This is a genomic window from Acinetobacter sp. CAU_H_S170_2 (assembly GCF_058890445.1).
Window position 1 is genome coordinate 3,226,613 of the sequence record NZ_JBZYAE010000001.1, and the last position, 18,998, is coordinate 3,245,610.

18 protein-coding genes are annotated in these 18,998 nt (G+C 40.9%); 8 read left to right on the plus strand and 10 right to left on the minus strand.

The window, feature by feature from the left end; genetic code table 11:
* Positions 1 to 37 precede the first annotated feature (37 nt).
* From AC5EUN_RS15815 to AC5EUN_RS15830, 4 genes are read left to right on the plus strand one after another with little or no spacing between them, the layout of a single operon-like run.
* Positions 38 to 532 carry a transcriptional repressor gene (locus AC5EUN_RS15815; RefSeq protein WP_058868677.1) on the plus strand — a complete coding sequence of 165 codons (495 nt, stop codon included), beginning with the start codon at positions 38 to 40 and terminating at the stop codon, positions 530 to 532.
* Positions 517 to 1,299, plus strand: a complete 783-nt coding sequence (znuC, locus tag AC5EUN_RS15820) for a zinc ABC transporter ATP-binding protein ZnuC (protein ID WP_159153413.1) — start codon at positions 517 to 519, stop codon at positions 1,297 to 1,299. The genes AC5EUN_RS15815 and znuC overlap by 16 nt, the downstream gene beginning before the upstream one ends.
* Positions 1,300 to 1,302: 3 nt before the next feature.
* Complete coding sequence (gene znuB / locus AC5EUN_RS15825; RefSeq protein WP_159153414.1) at positions 1,303 to 2,103, plus strand: zinc ABC transporter permease subunit ZnuB; 801 nt, start codon at positions 1,303 to 1,305, stop codon at positions 2,101 to 2,103.
* Between the two features lie 4 nt (positions 2,104 to 2,107).
* Complete coding sequence (locus tag AC5EUN_RS15830; RefSeq protein WP_159153415.1) at positions 2,108 to 2,605, plus strand: 2-thiouracil desulfurase family protein; 498 nt, start codon at positions 2,108 to 2,110, stop codon at positions 2,603 to 2,605.
* On the opposite strand, the gene AC5EUN_RS15835 is transcribed toward AC5EUN_RS15830, so the two are convergent.
* Positions 2,586 to 3,206, minus strand: coding sequence for a LysE family transporter (locus AC5EUN_RS15835; protein ID WP_159153416.1), 621 nt, complete (start codon positions 3,204 to 3,206; stop codon positions 2,586 to 2,588). The two genes, AC5EUN_RS15830 and AC5EUN_RS15835, sit on opposite strands and share 20 nt — an antisense overlap.
* 161 nt (positions 3,207 to 3,367) lie before the next feature.
* Here AC5EUN_RS15835 and AC5EUN_RS15840 point away from each other — a divergent pair, with 161 nt between their 5' ends.
* Positions 3,368 to 4,288, plus strand: coding sequence for a Dyp-type peroxidase (locus AC5EUN_RS15840; protein WP_493352417.1), 921 nt, complete (start codon positions 3,368 to 3,370; stop codon positions 4,286 to 4,288).
* Between the two features lie 97 nt (positions 4,289 to 4,385).
* Here AC5EUN_RS15840 and AC5EUN_RS15845 read toward each other — a convergent pair whose 3' ends face one another.
* From AC5EUN_RS15845 to AC5EUN_RS15865, 5 genes are all read right to left on the minus strand, one after another.
* A complete protein-coding gene (locus tag AC5EUN_RS15845; protein ID WP_171519365.1) occupies positions 4,386 to 5,054 on the minus strand; it encodes a hypothetical protein in 669 nt (222 codons plus the stop codon).
* A gap of 2 nt (positions 5,055 to 5,056) precedes the next feature.
* Positions 5,057 to 7,411 (minus strand): hypothetical protein, encoded by a 2,355-nt coding sequence (locus AC5EUN_RS15850; protein ID WP_159153418.1) that lies wholly within the window; start codon positions 7,409 to 7,411, stop codon positions 5,057 to 5,059.
* Positions 7,408 to 7,971, minus strand: coding sequence for a hypothetical protein (locus AC5EUN_RS15855; protein ID WP_160362247.1), 564 nt, complete (start codon positions 7,969 to 7,971; stop codon positions 7,408 to 7,410). Before AC5EUN_RS15855 ends, AC5EUN_RS15850 begins: the two co-directional genes overlap by 4 nt.
* Complete coding sequence (locus AC5EUN_RS15860; RefSeq protein ID WP_159153420.1) at positions 7,971 to 11,303, minus strand: type VI secretion system Vgr family protein; 3,333 nt, start codon at positions 11,301 to 11,303, stop codon at positions 7,971 to 7,973. The genes AC5EUN_RS15855 and AC5EUN_RS15860 overlap by 1 nt, the downstream gene beginning before the upstream one ends.
* 151 nt (positions 11,304 to 11,454) lie before the next feature.
* On the minus strand, positions 11,455 to 13,155 hold the full coding sequence (locus tag AC5EUN_RS15865) for an NAD-dependent malic enzyme (protein ID WP_087013913.1): 1,701 nt from the start codon (positions 13,153 to 13,155) through the stop codon (positions 11,455 to 11,457).
* 304 nt (positions 13,156 to 13,459) lie between these two features.
* On the opposite strand from AC5EUN_RS15865, the gene AC5EUN_RS15870 reads away from it, so the two are divergent.
* Positions 13,460 to 14,005: a YfjT/YkfB family phage-associated protein gene (locus tag AC5EUN_RS15870; protein ID WP_493352418.1), complete on the plus strand. Its 546-nt coding sequence runs from the start codon at positions 13,460 to 13,462 to the stop codon at positions 14,003 to 14,005.
* 8 nt (positions 14,006 to 14,013) lie between these two features.
* Here the strand turns inward: AC5EUN_RS15870 and AC5EUN_RS15875 are convergent, their stop codons facing one another.
* Entirely contained in the window at positions 14,014 to 14,298 is a 285-nt protein-coding gene (locus AC5EUN_RS15875) for a DUF2798 domain-containing protein (RefSeq protein ID WP_159153422.1), read from the minus strand.
* A 177-nt stretch (positions 14,299 to 14,475) separates the two neighbouring features.
* Here AC5EUN_RS15875 and argS point away from each other — a divergent pair, with 177 nt between their 5' ends.
* Positions 14,476 to 16,281: an arginine--tRNA ligase gene (gene argS, locus AC5EUN_RS15880; protein WP_159153423.1), complete on the plus strand. Its 1,806-nt coding sequence runs from the start codon at positions 14,476 to 14,478 to the stop codon at positions 16,279 to 16,281.
* A 278-nt stretch (positions 16,282 to 16,559) separates the two neighbouring features.
* Positions 16,560 to 17,162 (plus strand): SPOR domain-containing protein, encoded by a 603-nt coding sequence (locus AC5EUN_RS15885; RefSeq protein WP_004684390.1) that lies wholly within the window; start codon positions 16,560 to 16,562, stop codon positions 17,160 to 17,162.
* A gap of 29 nt (positions 17,163 to 17,191) precedes the next feature.
* On the opposite strand, the gene AC5EUN_RS15890 is transcribed toward AC5EUN_RS15885, so the two are convergent.
* The 3 genes from AC5EUN_RS15890 to AC5EUN_RS15900 form a co-directional block, all read right to left on the minus strand.
* The gene (locus AC5EUN_RS15890; RefSeq protein ID WP_159153472.1) at positions 17,192 to 17,794 is read right to left on the minus strand and encodes an alpha/beta fold hydrolase; all 603 of its coding nucleotides are present in this window, start codon (positions 17,792 to 17,794) and stop codon (positions 17,192 to 17,194) included.
* Positions 17,795 to 17,808: 14 nt separating this feature from the next.
* Positions 17,809 to 18,450, minus strand: a complete 642-nt coding sequence (locus AC5EUN_RS15895; protein WP_159153424.1) for a glutathione S-transferase family protein — start codon at positions 18,448 to 18,450, stop codon at positions 17,809 to 17,811.
* A 131-nt stretch (positions 18,451 to 18,581) separates the two neighbouring features.
* The gene (locus tag AC5EUN_RS15900; RefSeq protein ID WP_159153425.1) at positions 18,582 to 18,980 is read right to left on the minus strand and encodes an OsmC family protein; all 399 of its coding nucleotides are present in this window, start codon (positions 18,978 to 18,980) and stop codon (positions 18,582 to 18,584) included.
* Between the last annotated feature and the right edge of the window lie 18 nt (positions 18,981 to 18,998).

Consider the following 18,998-nt stretch of genomic DNA (forward strand, 5'->3'; position numbering starts at 1 on the left):
CGTTTTTCTTTTATAAATTTTGCACTTGAGGTTTGTTATGAGCGCTTGTTCTCACGAACACCACCATGCTTTACATGATGTGCATGGTCATCACAACGTTGAGACGCGTTTGGCTGAAGCAGAAGTCTTATGCGCAGCAACTGGTGCGCGCCTAACCCCCTTAAGAAAAGAAGTCTTGGCATTGATCCTGAATGCGACAGGCCCAATGGGTGCGTATGACTTATTGGCTAAAATTAAAAGCAATGCCGACCGCCCTGCTGCCCCACCGACGGTGTACCGCACCTTAGACTTTTTATTAGAAAAGGGCCTCATTCACCGACTCACCTCGATTAATGCCTATATTCCGTGTTGCCATCCCCGTGAAGGCCATCAAGCCGCCTTTCTCATTTGCACTGATTGCAAATCAGTGACAGAGGCCTCTGCTCAAGGATTATTACAACAACTCGATGCACTTTCCGCAGCCGATGGTTTTACGGCACAACATAGCATTATTGAAATTTCAGGAATTTGTCAGCAGTGTCGCCACAAATAAACCTCGATCCTGTTCTGGTCGAACTCTCCCAAATTAGTGTTCGTATCGATGAACGCGACATTTTAAAGCATGTCGATTTTGTCTTACATGAACGGGAAATTGTGACCCTGATCGGCCCAAATGGTGCGGGAAAATCCACGCTCATTAAAGTGTTATTGGGTATTGTGCACCCTAATGCTGGCGACATTAAAACAACAAAGCCACTCAAGTTTTCTTATGTACCACAAAAATTTAATCCCTCACATAGCCTACCGCTTAGGGTGAAAGACCTTTTGGCTTTGGAAAAATGCGATCCTGTAATCAAGCAAGAAATTATCCACGATACGGGGATCAGCAAACTTGAAAATTCTAAAGTACAGCAGCTTTCAGGTGGAGAACGACAACGCGTTTTACTGGCTCGTGCGCTGTTACGTCAACCCGATATTTTGGTTCTCGATGAACCGATGCAGGGCTTAGACATTCAGTCTGAGGCTGAGCTGTACGACTATGTGCGCAGTTTACCTGCCAAATATGGTTGTGCTGTGCTCATGGTTTCACATGATTTGCAGTGGGTCATGCAAGGAACTCATCGTGTGGTGTGTTTGAATAAACACATTTGTTGTAGTGGCCTGCCTGAAAACGTGCAACAACACCCTGAGTATCAAGCTATTTTTGGTACCAACCGCGTGTTCTATCAACATCATCATGATCACTGCGCACATGGTGATAGTGCAATGCCTTGTCAGCATGACGCTCGCCCACACATTCACCCTGAACCGGAAGCTTAAGTCATGATGGAATGGTTACAACTGCTGTTGCCTGCATGGATTATGGGTACGCTTCTGGTCTTTTTAACTGCGCCACTAGGCTGTTTGATGCTATGGCGCCGCATGTCTTTCTTTGCCGACACCATGGCACATGGCACGTTACTGGGTGTCGCGATTGCAGGAGCAATGGCGTTGCCCCTGTGGATGGGTGTGGCTTTTATTGCGGGCTTGTTGGTGGCGATCCTTTGGGTTTTGCATGATCCACGGTTACCGAATGACGCATTACTCGCACTCTGTTCTGCGACCTTGCTCTGCTCGGGTCTGATGTTTATTCAACATATTCCAAGCTTAAGACCTGAGCTACTCAGCTATTTATTTGGTGATTTGCTCACGATCACATGGGCAGACCTGCCCGTTTTTGCCACTATTATTGTTGTTGCATTGGCAGTGCTTTATAAGAGTTGGCAGGCTCAAATTCAAATCGCGATCGATCCTGATATGGCCGTCAGTGAAGGTGTCAGTGCGAAATGGCAACGTTTGATTTTTATGTTGCTACTGGCTTTATTTACCATTTTAGCGCTTCGTGCAGTGGGTTCTTTACTGATGGGTGCCTTGCTTGTCATTCCAGCACTTACCGCTCGACTGCTTGCCCACTCTCCAAAACAAATGGTGATTTGGGCCTTTGTGATTGCGCAAACTGGGGTGACGGTTGGTTTATGGTCCAGTGCAGGGCTGAATACCTCTACAGGACTCAGCATTGTTTTAACCATGTCGATTTTGTTTGCGTTGATTTTTATCGCGCAGAAGTTTAAAAAACTGACATAAATAAATGAGCCATAAACGTTATTTTATCAGCGCATGTCTACTCGGACAAAAAGTCCGTTATGACGGCAAAGACTGCTTAGTCTCTCAGTTAGTTCAAGCTTTGCTCGATAAAAATTATGTCAGCTTATGTCCTGAAGTCAGTGCAGGACTTCCAACCCCGCGTCCCGCAGCAGAAATTCGCCACGGGTCAGGTGCTGATGTTTTATTAGGCCGCGCACAGATTTTTTCATCAGATGGTCATCAGATTAGCGAGGTCTTTATTCAAGGTGCTTACAAAGCTTTAGCGTTAGCGCAAGCCAATCACGTTACCCATGCTGTGCTCAAAGCCAATAGCCCATCTTGTGGCAGTGATGGCATCTATGATGGCTCATTTACTGGGCAAAAAATTGTAGGGGAAGGAATCACTGCCGCCCTATTTCGTCAGCACGGTATACATGTGGTTACCGAACAACAGTTTTTAGTAGAATTGACGCAGACTAAACTTACTGATGAACCAAACTAAGCAGTCCCACCGCACAACTGAACAATACTGCGAAAGTACGATTGAGATATTTTTGCTGTCGCGGTGATGTTAAGAGTTTTAAAACTTTCGCTGCTAACCCCGTATATCCTGCCATCACAATCAAATCAATCGTGACCATCGTGACGGCCATCACCGCATATTGACTCCACTGCGGTTTAGACAAATCCAAAAATTGCGGTAAAACTGCCAATAAAAATACGATTGCTTTGGGATTGCTCATATTGATCAAAAAGCCATACATCACCAATTTGGAGCGCGACTTAGTCGGTTGTTCTTGTTGAATGTCAATCGATTGGATGGGTGCCATCCATTGTAAATAAGCCAAATACAATAAATAAGCCACACCAAACCACTTCACAGCCCAAAATGCCCAAGGCGTTGTGGCAAAGAGCACCCCTACCCCAGCCGCCACAATACCGATTTGTACCAACAAGGCGAGTTGTAAACCCAGCACATTCCAATAACCATGCCGAAAACCATAGTTAAGGCCACTCGACATTGACGCAATGGCCCCTGCCCCTGGAGAAATACTAATGATCCAACATGCGAGTACAAAGCCAAGCCAAATTTGAAATGACATAGTGGTATTGAGAAAAAAATGACCTTTAGATTATATGATCTTTCATGCTTTTAGGGTTTATTATTCATCAATGAATTTATCACTTAAGGCTATGAAGCAGAAACTGCATAAGGCACAATAAGTACAGCCAATAGAAATAACAATTTTTTTAGGAGCCATGAATGACCGCCCAATCTGTAATTCTACCATTACCTTCAGATCATGCCCGTTTTATTGTTTTACGTTTAAAAGATTTAAGTATTGAAGAACTTAAAGAAAAATTAGAAGATTTATTTTCAACTCGTGATCGCCTTATTACCCAACATCCACATGCGCAGATTAAAACAGCTGTTGCTTTTGGCCCTGAACTTTGGGCACAACTTCATCCTACAGCGCCTGCAGGGTTTAAACAGCTAGTGCCCATTTATGGCTCTTTCAATATGCCTGTTTCACCTGCGGATGTTTTAATTCATATTGCGTCTCAGCGTACCGATATTTGTTTTGCCCTTAGCCAATCCTTCTTTGAAGGCATCCAAGATAAAGTTGATGTTTTAGATGAACGAGTCTGTTTCCGCAATTTTGATGGTCGAGATTTGACTGGTTTTATTGATGGTACTGAAAACCCGCAGTTCCCCGATGATCGTGCTGCAACGACTTTATTAAGTGAAGATGCAGGAGTATTCGCAGATGGCTCTTTTATCTTTGCACAGCGCTATTGTCATGATTTGGAAAAGTGGAAAAAATTAAAAGTTGATGCTCAAGAGCAAGTCTTTGGAAGGACAAAACTTGAAAGTATTGAACTAGATGATGACGTTAAGCCTGAAAATTCTCACGTTGCACGTGTCGTGGTTGAAGATGATGAAGGCGAAGAAATGGAAATCCTACGTCACTCGCTTCCTTATGGCGATGGTAAAGGTGAGCAAGGTTTATTTTTTATTGCCTATACGAAAGACTTAAGCATTATTGATGCGATGTTATTACGTATGTTTGGCACCAGTGGTGATGGAATTCATGACCGTATGCTTCATTTTGTGACTCCTGTGGACGGTGCTTATTATTTTGCGCCGAGCGAGGAGTTGCTGGAAGAAGTTTTGGAAGGGTGATAAAAATCCATATCTCTATACTTTAAAAGTTGAATATAAATTTTCTTTACTAAAAAATATTAAAAAGAAAGGTATATAATTACCTTTCTTTTTATTCTTATTTTTTTAAATCCAACAAGCCTGAGCTAACTATTTTATCATTTTCAGTACATGATGGCTGTATATCCATATCTAAAAAAGTATAACGGTGCAATAGTTTTTCCTCATTATTGTGCCCTCCCCAAATATTAAAATGTGAACCTTCCTGTGAAAAACATTCAGTTATAATATTTGGAATACTATTTCCAATTAGATCTACTCCTCTAATCTTTCCATTATTATACATAATTTGGCTTTGACTTAACTGAAAACCATAACCTCGAATAGAGGTTCGAGTTCTTTTATCAATATTATAAAAATAGTTAGGTTCATCAGTTACAAACGTTAAGTTTGAAACACAATCAGTATCATCCTTTTTAGTTGCTGGTTTCACCATATCATATTTAAATTTTTCATCTTCCTTATATATAATAATAACATCATTATTAATTGGTTTTTCACTTACAATACATCCTTCTTTAGAGTTTAATAATACATAAATTTTATTATCTAAGGCTTTCTTTACATCTTTACTACTGTGCAAAATCTTCCCAGGTGATAAATCTGATTGTGGCGTCTCTATTTTCTGTTGTTCAATCGATTTAGCATGAGCAGTCTCACCTAAATATTTAGTTTCGCAAGCATTTAAGCTTAATAAGCACATAATAATCAATGTTTTATAAATCACTTTTACCTACCTGTGTGTGACCAATGAGGTGCATCTTTACTACCATACCAAATTACACTATGTTTTTTCCCTAATTGCGTTAATGTAGACCAACTGGTAATTTTTGTGCTTTCACCATCAATAGTCACAACTTTTCCAATATAATTAGATATTTTCATATCTACTGCCATTTTTCTATTATGGTTTGAGGATCCTGGTTTACCCACTGGGTTATCCCCTATACCATATTTTTGATGCATTGCTTTAGCAGCTTTTACTGCTTCAGCTTTCTTTCCGTTATGTGTCCAATCAATACTTACTCCTGGGAAAGGAGGTACTTTATCTACAGCTATTTTCCCTCTTGCTATTGCTGTAGAATAGTACATTAAATAACTTCTTTTATCAGGGCGCCAAGTTGTGTTAATTACAACATTAATACCGGCATTTTTCATACCATTAATAAATTTTGTTGCGTTCGTTTTAAAAGGTTCAGCCAAGTCATTTAGACTACTACTTTGTAGAAATAAACCACACCAATCAGCACCACTAACTCTTAGTTGTGAGAAATCTGGTTTAGTAACATGAATAGATATAGGTTGCATATCTTTTTGCAATACAATCTGAGTCAACAAGTTATTATTTTCAAAAATTTTAATTGTTTGCCCAGATTGTCCCTTATGATTTTTTGCCCCTATACCACTAACGCCACTTATATGAGATTTTTTATTTCCTTTATACTCAAGTACATATTCACAATCACTAGCCAATTGATGAGATACTTTGTCATAAGTTAAGACTTTAAATTCTATATCACTATTATCTGTAACAATTGTTTTAGGATGTCCTTCAGTGCTGGTTTTTACTTTTTCATCTCTCTTAGGAGTAGAATCCTGAGATTCAACAGGCTTTTGAATTGGTTGTTTACGTTTTGATTCGGAAGGAATAGCAATCGGTTGTTGCGTTTCATAAACTTTGCTACCCACCTTGATATTTTTTGATGCTTGTTCTATTGCAGAAGAATCAACATCTATAATACGAAGTGCTTTATTTTTATCAACTTTGATTGTAAGTAAGTTCCGTTCATCTCTCAATTTATAATTAAGTTCAAATCCTGGCATCGCACTAACCGTTATTTTTCCACTACTATTGGTTTTTTTTGGCTTTGAGATATTTCTATATTTTTGAATTAAATTTAAATTTGTTATAGGTTTTTTAGTACTTCCATGCCTAAAAAGTATATCAAAAGTATGTAAGTTAAGTTTTACAGTTTTTAATCCCATACCATCTTGTACTGTAAAACGATTAATCTCTTGCTTTGTGTCTCGTCCACTAATTAAAACTACAATTTCCTCACCACTTAATCCTATTAAGCCATTTTCAATACCATCAGCACCTGCACGGTGTTTCTTTTCAATATTTTTATATTTTAAAAAGTAAGAAAAATTGGGAATCGTCTTATTTTCACTATCTATAACCTTAATACTGAAATTAATATTTTTTTGCTGAACATCATTTTCATCTACTTTCGACGTTTGCTCAATGCTCGCGTTTTCATCCTCTTTCGCAGGCTCTTTCTTCTGTGAAGACCTCGGTTGTTGGATATGAATATCCGTTTGAGATTTTATTCCACTACTACCATTTTCAACCACTAACACTGATGAATGATTTTTTCCATCTGCAATTAGCATTATTTCTTTTTTATTCTTATCAAGAAGTTGAACACCATCAACAGTAAATCTTGCCCCCCAACCATCTTTTACTAAAAATGATCTGATTTTACCCTGATTATTGGTTATTAAGTTAGTAAGTGATGGAACCTCTTTCGTTTTTTTGTACCCAATGCTTACTTTAGATTTAACAAGGACATTAGCACTTCTATCCACAAATTGAACATAGAAACGAGATGTACCTTTATATTTGTACCATTGCATATCATCATTTTCTGTTCCTTTTATTTTCACTTCTTCAGTTAAAGAGCTTTTAGCAAAATCTGGGATTAAAGAAGTATATTTACTAGGGTTTTTGCTATGTAAAGCGGCTTGAGCTTTAGGACTAAAATATAAAACAACTCCGTTTGTTATATCCTCTTCTAATCCTTGATAAATTGGAGATATCGCATCAATAATATCTTGTGTATGATCCGATATATTTCCTAAACGCATTTCTGTCACAGCTTTTTTAAAAGGTCCATTTTTATCAGTAATTGCATCAAAATTCTTTTTTAAAATATCACTAACATCTCTCGCATTGACCCACTCTGCAAAACCTATTCTATTCTTTATACAATGGGCAACAGCTTTCCAGGTATTTACACTACATCCTCCTGCTTCACCCGCTACAGTTCCAACATATTTAATAAACTCTTCTGAATAGCTCATTTTTCATAATTTCCACATGGGTTTTTTATTTTCTTTTTAAATAAAATTTCACCAAAATCATTTGCAATCAAATTTAGATTACCAAATTTATCAAAATACGACATCTCATTAAAATCACTATAATAATTAAATTTTGATGGAAGAATATCAAATTTTTTTTCATTTAAATTTATTAAAGTTTTTCTAGTATTAGAAAATATTTTTTTTGCATATATTTTCTTTTCATTACTATCACTCTCTATAATGCATTTTGATTTAAAATCAACCTTAATCAACTCCTCAGTATAATCTTTTGCATGCTTACCAATAAAATAATTCCCTACACAAGGCGAACCACATGAACTCACCACATGGAAAACATCTTTACCAATTTCTTCAATACTTGGTGATTTTATATTACGTAAGAAAATATTTTTTTCACTACCATTTATCAATACTAAATCACAACTTGTTTCAAATTCATCAGTACATTGCGAAATAACATTAAAATCATCTTCTGCATAAATTTTTAGTGATAAAAAAACAAAAATTAAACAAGCAATATTTTTTTTATTAAGCATTATTCAACCTCCCTTGCATTATTACGTATATGTTCATGCTCCTCTCCACAACCACATCCTGTAACTTCATCCTCATCCAAAGACTCTGTCTCTTGTTCAGGGGGTAAGTCTTTAATTTCTGTCAAATATGCGCCTGGTACTAATGAGAGTTCTACATTATCAACAGAGTCACTATAAACACGTGCACTGCTTTGCTGCTCAAACTCATATTCAGCTTCAATTTTTTTAGAATGATTTATTAATTTATATTTCATATTTTTCAATATATTCGGATCAAAAATTTGGCTCAGATCAAACCTCATACTATACATTCCACTTTCAGGCATTTTAGGTAATTCAGCATTTACTGTAGCCCCACCCACAAAACTATGCTGACCCGCCTTACTTTCAAACTTTCCACCTGTTGTCGTAAAAATCCCATCCCCATTAATTTTGAGCTGTGAACCACCAGCAGTCAGTACAATTTCCTTCGGACTGGTTATTTCTATTTTATCTTCTGTTGAAATTAACTTAATCACCTTACGCGCAATCGCCTCTATCGCATCATCTTGTGCCTGTAATTCAACTTTTCCTTTTGCAGCAAATGCCTTTAGCCCTTTTTGTGCAGCAAATAAGCTCACTTTATCCTGTGCATGCGCAATAATATTCTTCTGAGCACTTAAGTTGATGGACCCCTGTGCACTTTCAGCGATGTCTTGAGAAGCCTGTAAAACAATATCTTCAGGCGTCGTTAAGGCAATACCATTGGGGGAAGCCAACAACATTAAAGCCTGACGAAAAATCTTCGCTTGAGCTTGATTCTGAGTATCCTGCGTTTGCTCTGCCTCTTGAGCATATGTCTCCATAAAACCTTGCATGGAGCCCAATGCCTGCATGGGATTAACATTCAGTTTGCTGCCTTTATTAAAGCTTCCGCAAGCACTGGTCAGGTCAAAGTCTTTCATATCAACATTGGCAATCACTTTGCCTACATCTTTTAAAGCAGCGAATGGATCCGCATTCAATTTTTCTTTAACGCCTTGCAACTGACTTTTCAAAGCATCTGAACCATGTTCTTCGAGGTTATCGATAAAGGCTTTTAAATTGCCTATTGAAGCCTCTGTATCCTGAAAATAATCTTTAAACTCATTGATCAAATTGTCCGTATCTTGACCAAATTTTTGAATATCCTCAAGAAAACCACCGCACGTTTTTAATGCCGAAATCGGATCCTGACTAACTGCCGTTTTAAATAAACCAACGGTTGCTTGGAGTGCTTGATTGGCCCCTTTTAACTCTACAGACTGAATCAATTTAGGCAGACGATTAACCACATTCAGTGCATCAGTCTGTTGTTTAACAGCCAAAGTACTCAACATATGCATACTGTCATGACCTTGCTGTAAGATGGACTGGGCTTCGGATGCAGCCAAATGATCTGCGACCGCTTGATCCTGTGCATAGGTACTAATCAAGAGACCCTTGCCTGCACGCATGGCTCCCCATTGATCCGTTCTTAACTCAAAACCCTCACCACGCCCATCACTGTTTTCAGTTGCTTTCGGATGACTGAGGTTACCTAGATTAAGCTGACTCGCTCCATGACTGCTATGTAGCTGCACACTAATTTGTCCTGTCGTATCATCAAAACGCAGTTGGTTAAAGCCTGGCCCTGCAACCTCTTGTGAACGGATCCCGCTGAGTTTCTTCGTCGCAGGCAATGTCCCTTTCACATCAAACATGGTTTGGTGGCGCTCGGCCTCATGAATACGCCCTACGACAAAGGGTCGATCGACATCCCCCTCAAAGAAGTCAATGACCACAATTTCTCCGACACGCGGATGAAAACGTGCGCCATATCCCTCACCCGCCCATGGAGTCAATACATCGACCCATGCCGAGTCCGTGTCATTGTCATTTGCACCTGCACCACCATCATGAGCATGGTCATCACTACGTGTAAACATGAAGCGAACTTTAATCCGTCCCCATGCATCCACATAAATTTCTTCCCCTTCAGGCCCGACGACTTTGGCCCGTAAAGGATGGGCTGCTGGACGGTGTATCCACGCTTGATATTCAGGAACAATTTTGACTTCACGGCGTACGACAAAGAGTTCATTGGCTTGTCGTTCCTCACTCAGACCTTGCCAGCGACTTCCTTTTAGTAATAAATTGATTTGCTGTAATAACTCTTTGGGTAAATTATTTTGGTTATAAAAAACTTTGCCTAAAATGAGAAATTCACGCTCTGCGGACACATGCTGTTCTATTTCAGGATGATCCACCATTTCAAACCAATAGCCCACTTGCGCATCTCGAACGCTACTTTTTGCTGTGAAATATTTGGCCTGAAGCTCATGATATTGGTTCAGTTGTTGGTTGAGACGATCTAGTTGACTGCTATTAGCAGACGTGGCCTGATCCTCACCTTGTAGATCAGCCGTCCATGCTGGACTGACACACCAGACTTGTTCCAGCCCCAAACTTTCATTGTCTTGTTGATCACTATGCTGATGTGCACTCAATACAGCCTGACTCTGATCTTGAGCTAAATGTTGCGCTTGCCAACGCTGCGTCTGTACCATGGTGGATTGTAAGTGACGTTCAGCAATAAAACTGGTGATGCTATCAAAAGGCTCAGTGGCATGGCTGCGGTGGAAACGAATCTTTCGGCGGCCCAGTGCTGTAAAAGCTTGATTATCATCCATCAAACGAAGTTGCTGTGCCTGAATCGGTTCCGACGAACTGAGCACCATCGGAGCTTGTTCATCGATCAACCAATTAATACCTTCACTCCGCCATAATCGAGTGAGAAACTCAGCGTCGGTTTCATTAGATTGCATGACAAAAGGTCGTACATCATAATCACGACTCAAACCGTCTAAGTTCAGGCTTAAGCTGGCTGCAAATAATGTACTGTGACTTTGCCATTCGCTAAACAGAATTTCAGTGATTTCACGAACACTTTTACTCATAAACACGCGACTGTTTCTGCGCTTATGCCACAGCGCAGTTGCATCTTCAACGGTAAGTTTATAAACAGTTAGCGCGCCATCGCTTTGCCCCTGACTGGCACTGGTAATCACCCCCGTCAGACGGGAAAGTTGCCCCACATCCGTGACCTGATCAACTGCGACACGGCCACCGATGAACTGTTTTAAAGGCAGATAAGCATTAGTCGATAGACATAAAATTTCAGCTTTTAAGCCTTGATTGATTCTGTGCTCACCCTCAATGCGCTGAATAAACACCTGTGTGTTCAAAGCCAGATTGGAAAAATGAATATGCAGAGCACGTTTTTGTGAGCCGAATCCAAAGGATTCCAGCATTTTATAAATAGAATTGAACATGATCATTGTTAAGTTATTGGTTTTTATACTTGTGCGCGGAGTGTACAAAATGTCTTTTTTTTAATCTAGTAAAATAATGTTAATGAAGACGCAGCTCTCAAAAAACAAAAAGGAGCATTACGCTCCTTTTTGTTCAATCTCATTTTCAGCTTTAGAAGGCAACACGTTTATAGTGACGATACTCTGGCTTCCAGAAGTTTTTCTCAATCGCGTGTTGCAATTGCTCATCACTAATAATCGGGGCTACACCTGCATCCATTGCTGCTTTGGCCACTTTAAAGGCTATCAGCTTAGAGACTTTCTGAATTTCATCAATCTCAGGCAATAAATCTGCTGTAGGGTTGGTCAACATCGGGGAACAATCTGCCAAAGCATTGCTCGATGCAATTAACATCGAATCGGTCACACGGGTTGCATTAGCGGCAATCACGCCTAACCCAATGCCCGGGAAGATATATGAGTTATTGCACTGCGAAATATTATAAATTTTGCCTTGATAATTGACAGGGGCAAAAGGACTGCCTGTCGCAATCAAAGCTTTGCCATCCGTCCAGTGAATAATATCTGCTGGCACGGCTTCAACACGCGACGTTGGATTAGACAGTGGCAGCACAATCGGACGATCACAGTTCGAAGCCAAAGTACGAATCACTTCTTCAGTGAATAAGCCCGGCTGACCCGATACGCCAATCAACACGGTAGGTTTGGCATTTTTCACGACATCGAGCAGTGAAATCACCTCTTCAGCATTGCCCCATTGCGCTATCACGTCTGGCTTTTGCGCCAATTTACGTTGGAAATCGAGTAGATTCGGCTGATTTTCAGTGATTAAACCAAAACGATCGACCATATACACGCGTGCACGCGCTTCGGCATCAGTTAAACCTTCAACTTTCATCTGCGCAACAATTTGCTCAGCAATCCCACAGCCTGCTGAACCCGCACCTAAGAAGGCAACGGTTTGATCTTTGAGCTGTTTACCTGCCGCACGTGATGCAGCAATCAAACTGCCCACAGAAACGGCTGCCGTACCTTGAATATCATCATTAAAACAACAGATTTCATCACGGTACTTATTCAATAACGGCATGGCATTATTTTGCGCGAAGTCTTCAAATTGAATCAACGCTTTCGGCCAACGACGCTTGATTGCAGCAATCACTTCATCAACAAAAGCATAGTACTCATCACCACTGATACGCGGTTGATTCCAGCCCATATAAATCGGGTCATTCAGTAACTGCTGATTATTGGTCCCGACATCGAGGGTAATTGGTAAAGTATAAGCTGGGCTAATACCCCCACACGCGGTATATAGCGACAATTTTCCAATCGGAATACCCATTCCGCCAATGCCTTGGTCGCCCAAGCCTAAAATACGCTCGCCATCGGTAATCACAATGACTTTGACATTTTTCTTGTTGATGTTATGCAAGATGTCATCAATATGCGCACGGTCTGGATAGGAAATAAATGTGCCACGATGGCGGCGATAAATATCCGAGAAACGCTGACAAGCCTCACCCACCGTTGGAGTATAGATGATCGGCATCATCTCACTTAAATGGTTTTCAATGAGGTGATAGAACAAGGTTTCGTTGGTGTCTTGAATGTTACGCAAGTAAATGTGCTTATTGATCGCATCATTAAAAGCACAATACTGTTGATAAGAACGCTGACTTTGCTCTTCAATGCTTTCTTCAACATGTGGAATTAAACCATGTAAGTTGAAGCGAGTGCGCTCTTCTTCCGTAAACGCCGATCCTTTATTTAACAGCGGCAACTCAAGTAAGGTATTGCCCGCATAAGGGATGTATAAGGGTTGTTTTGTCTTTAAATATTCTGTCGTCATTACCTATCTCGTTATACATAGATTTAGATGAACCTATGGGGAGAATCTATGCATCTAATTCGGCTACTAGCTTAGCGCCATTTACTCGTCTTTTGATATTTATAAGCGTGATGCAATTATCAAAGCGATTTAGTCTGAAAATAAAAATCAAGTTTGCGGCAATCTTTCAGCCAAATAGCGCATGGATAAAATTTGAACTTGAATAAAGCTCAAGCTAAGCTAGCGCTTTTATTTCTTCTTTATATGAAAAATGATCATCAAAAAACTGATGTTGTTAAGCCTTACATGTCTTTGCCTCACGCAAATGACAGCATGCCAATCCATTTCTACAACGCAAAATACGCTGAGTGATAAAATTACAGGGGTATTTAGTCATAAAGAAAAATTACCTGAAATCGATCCCAAAGGCATTGTCGATATCAGTAAAGCCACCATCGAGCAATATGAGCAACTCAGTGCAAATTTACCCTTGAACCAATGGGTCTATTTGGAGAATGAAAAACAAGGGATTTATCAGCTACAAAACAAATCGACCGAAGGCTTTGTGCTCTCACTGCGTCTGAATTGTAAAATCAGCAGTCATCCGCCTACGTTTGAGCTTCAAGATGCGCAAGGCAAACGTATCTTATACGGCTATGCTAAAGAAGCAGGACAGATTCAGTTTTTACTCGACAACAAAAACTACGGCAATCCCTTTGATCCATTTCAACGCCAAACCCTGAGTCGTTTTCAACAACAGCTTGCCAGTGCCCAAGTGATTAAGCTCTTTCACGCAGGCAAACTGTATCGTTTTCAAAACCAAAATGCGGAACTCCTGAGCAAACCTGTTTCATGCCGTGAAAATAGCTAAAATGGGGCTTATTTGGGTGGGTTCAAATGTGACATATCGACAAATACACCAGTCAAACGGCACACAATCGGCAGTACAATGAGCACGACAGGATAAGCCACCACCCAAGACATCATCCATGCGGACAGCCAAACCTGTAGGAAATTGTCCACCCAGCCCAAATTGCGCCAAAGATTGATCATCGAGATAATGCCACTCATAAAAAATGAGATAAAAAACGGCAAAATAAACATGGCATATTTTGCTGGTAACTTGGGAATATTGCCAATGATCATCGGTCGCTGTTCAGACACGTTTTATCCTTAAAAGTATGCGTTTTGGTTTTCATCATACTGCGCTTTTCATGTTTATTGCAGCGCAATCGTTAGCAGTTAGTGAACATTTTTTACTCTATAAAAATGGATTCACCTAAAGACGCGGAAATTTGCTATATTTAGCGTTTTTCTGCGACATTAAATTTTCGACTGAATATGAACACGGCAATCCAAGCAGCTCTCGAGCACGCAGTACAAAACCTTCAAGCTGAAGGTATCCTTCCAGCAGACTGGAACAACAGCAGTACTTTGACGCGTACCAAAGACCGAAGCCACGGGGATTTCGCGTCCAATATCGCGATGATTGCCTCTAAAGCTGCGGGTATGAAGCCACGTGATTTAGCCGAAAAAATTCTTGCTGCACTGCCTGAAGTGGCGGACATCAGCAAAGCAGAAATCGCAGGTCCTGGCTTTATTAACTTCTTTTTAAATGCTGACCAACGTTTTGCTGTACTTGATCAAATTCAAGCGCAAGGCAAACAATTTGGTCGCACTCAAGCCAATGCTGCGAAGAAAATCCAAGTAGAATTCGTTTCTGCCAACCCAACGTCTAGCTTGCACGTTGGTCATGGTCGTGGCGCAGCCTATGGGATGACCGTTGCAACCTTGCTTGAGGCAACAGGTGCAACAGTAGACCGTGAATATTATGTGAATGATGCAGGTCGTCAAATGGACATCCTTGCAACATCTACCTATTTACGCTACCTCGAATTAACAGGCCAAGAACTGGTTTTCCCTAAAAATGCCTATCAAGGCGATTATGTTAAAGAAATCGCGCAAAGTATTATCGATGCTGATGGCGATGCTTACGTTCGCCCTGTAGCAGACGTGTATAAAGATGTTCCTGAAGATGTGCAATATGCAGAAAAACTCGATGCTGAAGGCAATAAAGTTGTCCTTTCAGGCGACAAAGAAAAGCACATCGATGGTTTAATCCATAATTCACAAAGCTTAATCGGTGAAGCTTACCGCGTATTCCACCAAGCAGCGCTGAATGCGATCTTAGATGACATCAAAGATGACTTGGGCGAGTTTGGTGTAACCTTTAACCAATGGTTCAGTGAAGCTTCATTGACAGACAAAATTGATGAAGCTTTAGAAACTTTAGAACAACGTGGTTTCTTATATGAAAAAGACGGCAACATTTGGTTCAAATCGACTGAGTTTGGCGATGAAAAAGACCGTGTTGTGAAGCGCCGTAATGGACAAACCACTTACTTTGCTTCTGACATTGCTTATCACCTGAACAAATTACAACGTGGCTATACCGATATCATTGATATCTGGGGCTCAGACCACCATGGCTATATTTCACGGGTCAAAGCCGCAATTGATGCCTTGGGTTATGACTCGAAAAAACTCACCGTTCTATTGGTTCAGTTCGTCAGCCTATGGCGTGGTGGTGAGATGGTACAAATGTCATCTCGTTCTGGTCAGTTCGTGACTTTACGCGACCTGCGTAAAGAAGTGGGCAACGACGCTGCGCGTTTCTACTACGTGATGCGTAAGTCTGAGCAACACATTGACTTTGACTTAGACCTTGCAGTTTCACAAAGCAAAGACAATGCGGTGTACTACATCCAGTATGCGCATGCACGTGTCAATCGTATGGTCGATGTGAAAGCACCTGAAAAAGGCATTAGTTTTGATCGTAGCAAAGCAGCCAATTACGATGCGACCTTATTAACTCTTGATGCTGAAACTGAAATTCTTGCCAAACTTGCGGCCTATCCTGAAATTGTGCTTCGTGCTGCAAATAGCTATGAACCACACCAAGTGGGTAACTATTTGAAAGAACTCGCAGCGTTATTCCATGGTTGGTATAACTTGGATAATACAAGAATTATCGACGAACAGAATATTGCCCTTTCGCAAGCCCGTTTATTACTTTCAATAAACGTACAACAAGTTTTGCGTAATGGTTTAGAGTTACTAGGTGTGTCTGCACCTGAGACGATGTAACCAGCAAAGCAAAGCTTCACACATGGCTGTAAGACCGAAAGCTATGCTTGAGGTACCGATGTAAAAAGCAACGCTTTGCACATCGTCGCAAGACACAGGGCTATGCCCGAAGTAACCATATCAACCCTGATGTATTGCTCGCTTTGCGAAACTTGAATTTTGTAAAGCGATTCTTTATTTTACGATGATGCCTCTTTGAATCCATTGAGGCCAAGTATTAAAATAAAGAAAAGAATGGGCCAGTCCCTCATATTGATTAAAAGAAAAGAGGTTTCCACGTGTTTGGAAAAACGCAGCGCGGTGTATCTGAAAGACCGAACAAACCCAAAAAGCCACTGATTCCAGCTTGGCTCGGTACACTTGTGGTCATTTTAATCGTGCTCTGTTTTGCTGTAGCACTGTTACTGTGGAAGCCTTGGGCACCAGTGAAGCCGAAAGGTCAAATCACTTCGGAACATTATCAAGAAGAAACCAATAAAGACTACCGTTTCTATGACCTACTGCCACAGCAGCAAGTGACGCCAATTCCTGATCAAGCCATTCCTGAAACCAAAGACAATCCAAGCACCGTCGTGATTGTTGAAGCACCTGCTGCCGAAGAAAGCACCCCTGCTGAACCAGGTTTAACCGAAGCAGCACCGACACCGCAAGCGCCAAGTTTTATATTGCAAGTGCGTAGCTACCCCGACCCTGACAGTGCCGATGCACGTCGTGCAGAAATTATCTTAAATGGTCTCTCTGCCGATGTCGTCAAAACCGTTGAAGGCGGCCAAACATGGTATCGCGTGATTTCAGGGCCATATGACTCGCAAGAAGCCGCGGTGATTGCACAGCAAACCCTACAACATAGCGGGATTGATTCGATTGTGGTCAAGCGCTAAAAAATAAAAGGATGCCGAGGCATCCTTTTTTATACTCTGAGTTTGACGAGAAAATTTTGAATCAATTGCGCAACATGCTCCGCATGCACATAAGCCAAATCATGTTGACCCTGTGACACGATGTGCAATTTAGCATGTGGTATTTGACGGTGTAAGGCCTGCCCCACCGCAACAGGACTAATCGGATCTACATCGCCCCAAATCAACAAAACTGGACACTGGATACGCTCCAGACTGCTCGTCAAATCAGACTGATGCTGAACAAACCAATCAGGAACCGTAAAGCTCTGTTGATAATCCTCTCTCCAATCCGCCACCTGAAAAGAACTTAAATCAATGCCACCTGAGGTTGCCACGAGTACCAAAGCCTGCACCTGCTCAGGCTTTTGTAAGGCAGCTTGTACTGCAAAAATGCCGCCCATCGATTGTGCAACGACCACAGAAGGCTGTTGGATTTGATTCAATACATCGTCTTGTAAGCCCTCAAAACTCTGTATATCCACATCATCAGGATAGCCACCAAAGCTCGGATAAGCGACGACCATGGTTGAATAGTCCTGAGGAAGACACTGTATGACAGGTTGCCAAAATGCCGTATTGCCCGATGCACCGGGTAAGAAAATCAAGTTCAAACCATCACCACCCATTAGAACCCACTGAGCTCTTTGGCTTTTTTAAATGCTGGGCGCTGCTGAATACGCTGTGCATAAGCCACCATTTGAGGGTTATGGGCTTTTACCCGCTCTTGCATCGCCACCACAGGAAAGCTCATTTGAATATCAGCAAAGGAAAAATCACCTGCAAAATAGTCATGTTGAGATAAATAATTTTCCAAATATGCACTGTGCTCTTTCAAGCGTGGATTAATAAAGCCACCTTTAACTCCATCACAAATTTTATTGGCAAGCGGTTTAATTAGAAAGGGAACATGCTTGGGTACATTACTCATCACCAAGGTCATAACCAAATATGGCATCAACGAGCCTTCGGCATAATGCATCCAGTAGTTGTATTGCATTAAGTCCTTTGGATTTTTCGGTTTAAACTTGTGCTCCGTATCGTAGGTGGCTTGCAAGTATTCTAAAATCACCGCAGATTCTGCAATGACCAAATCACCATCGGTCAAAACAGGAGCTTTGCCTAAGGGATGAATGTTTTTTAACTCAGGTGGCGCAGCATAGGTCGGTAGGCGTTTATAAAACTTCACCTCATACTCCAGCCCTAACTCTTCCAAAGCCCATAAAATACGTAAAGAACGTGAATGTTCCAAATGGTGCAGGGTGATCATTGTTTTACCTTTTGTTTTAATTGAAATCTAGCACTCACTTTACGCTAAAATTTGGATTTTGCACCTGTCGATACACATGAATATCCAGTCGCACAAAATCCTTTACCGCCTATAAAAAACCGTCAAACGAGTTAAACAATTAAGGTTTCAATCTCGACGGAACGTAATAAAGTTTTAGTGACTGGTGTTTTTTGACAGATATCTAAGATTTTTTGGCGTGCTTCTTCTGTCAATGTTTGCTCAAACGACAAACGACGGCTGATCCATTCTCGGCCTTCTTTATTGGCATTAAAATCTGCTTCGACACTGAAAGCCCCCCACTCAATACCTTTGTGCTGCGCATACATCCGTAGGGTAATCATGGTGCAGGAAATCAAACCTGTACAAATAAAGTCATAAGGTGCTGGGCCTTTGTCCTGACCGCCAAAAGACTCTGGTTTATCGGTAATGAATTGATGTCGTCCAGTACTTACTTCACCAGACCATGCTTCGACACATGTTTTGACTTCCGCATTCGCAATGATTGCCATTTTTTTATTATCCTATTT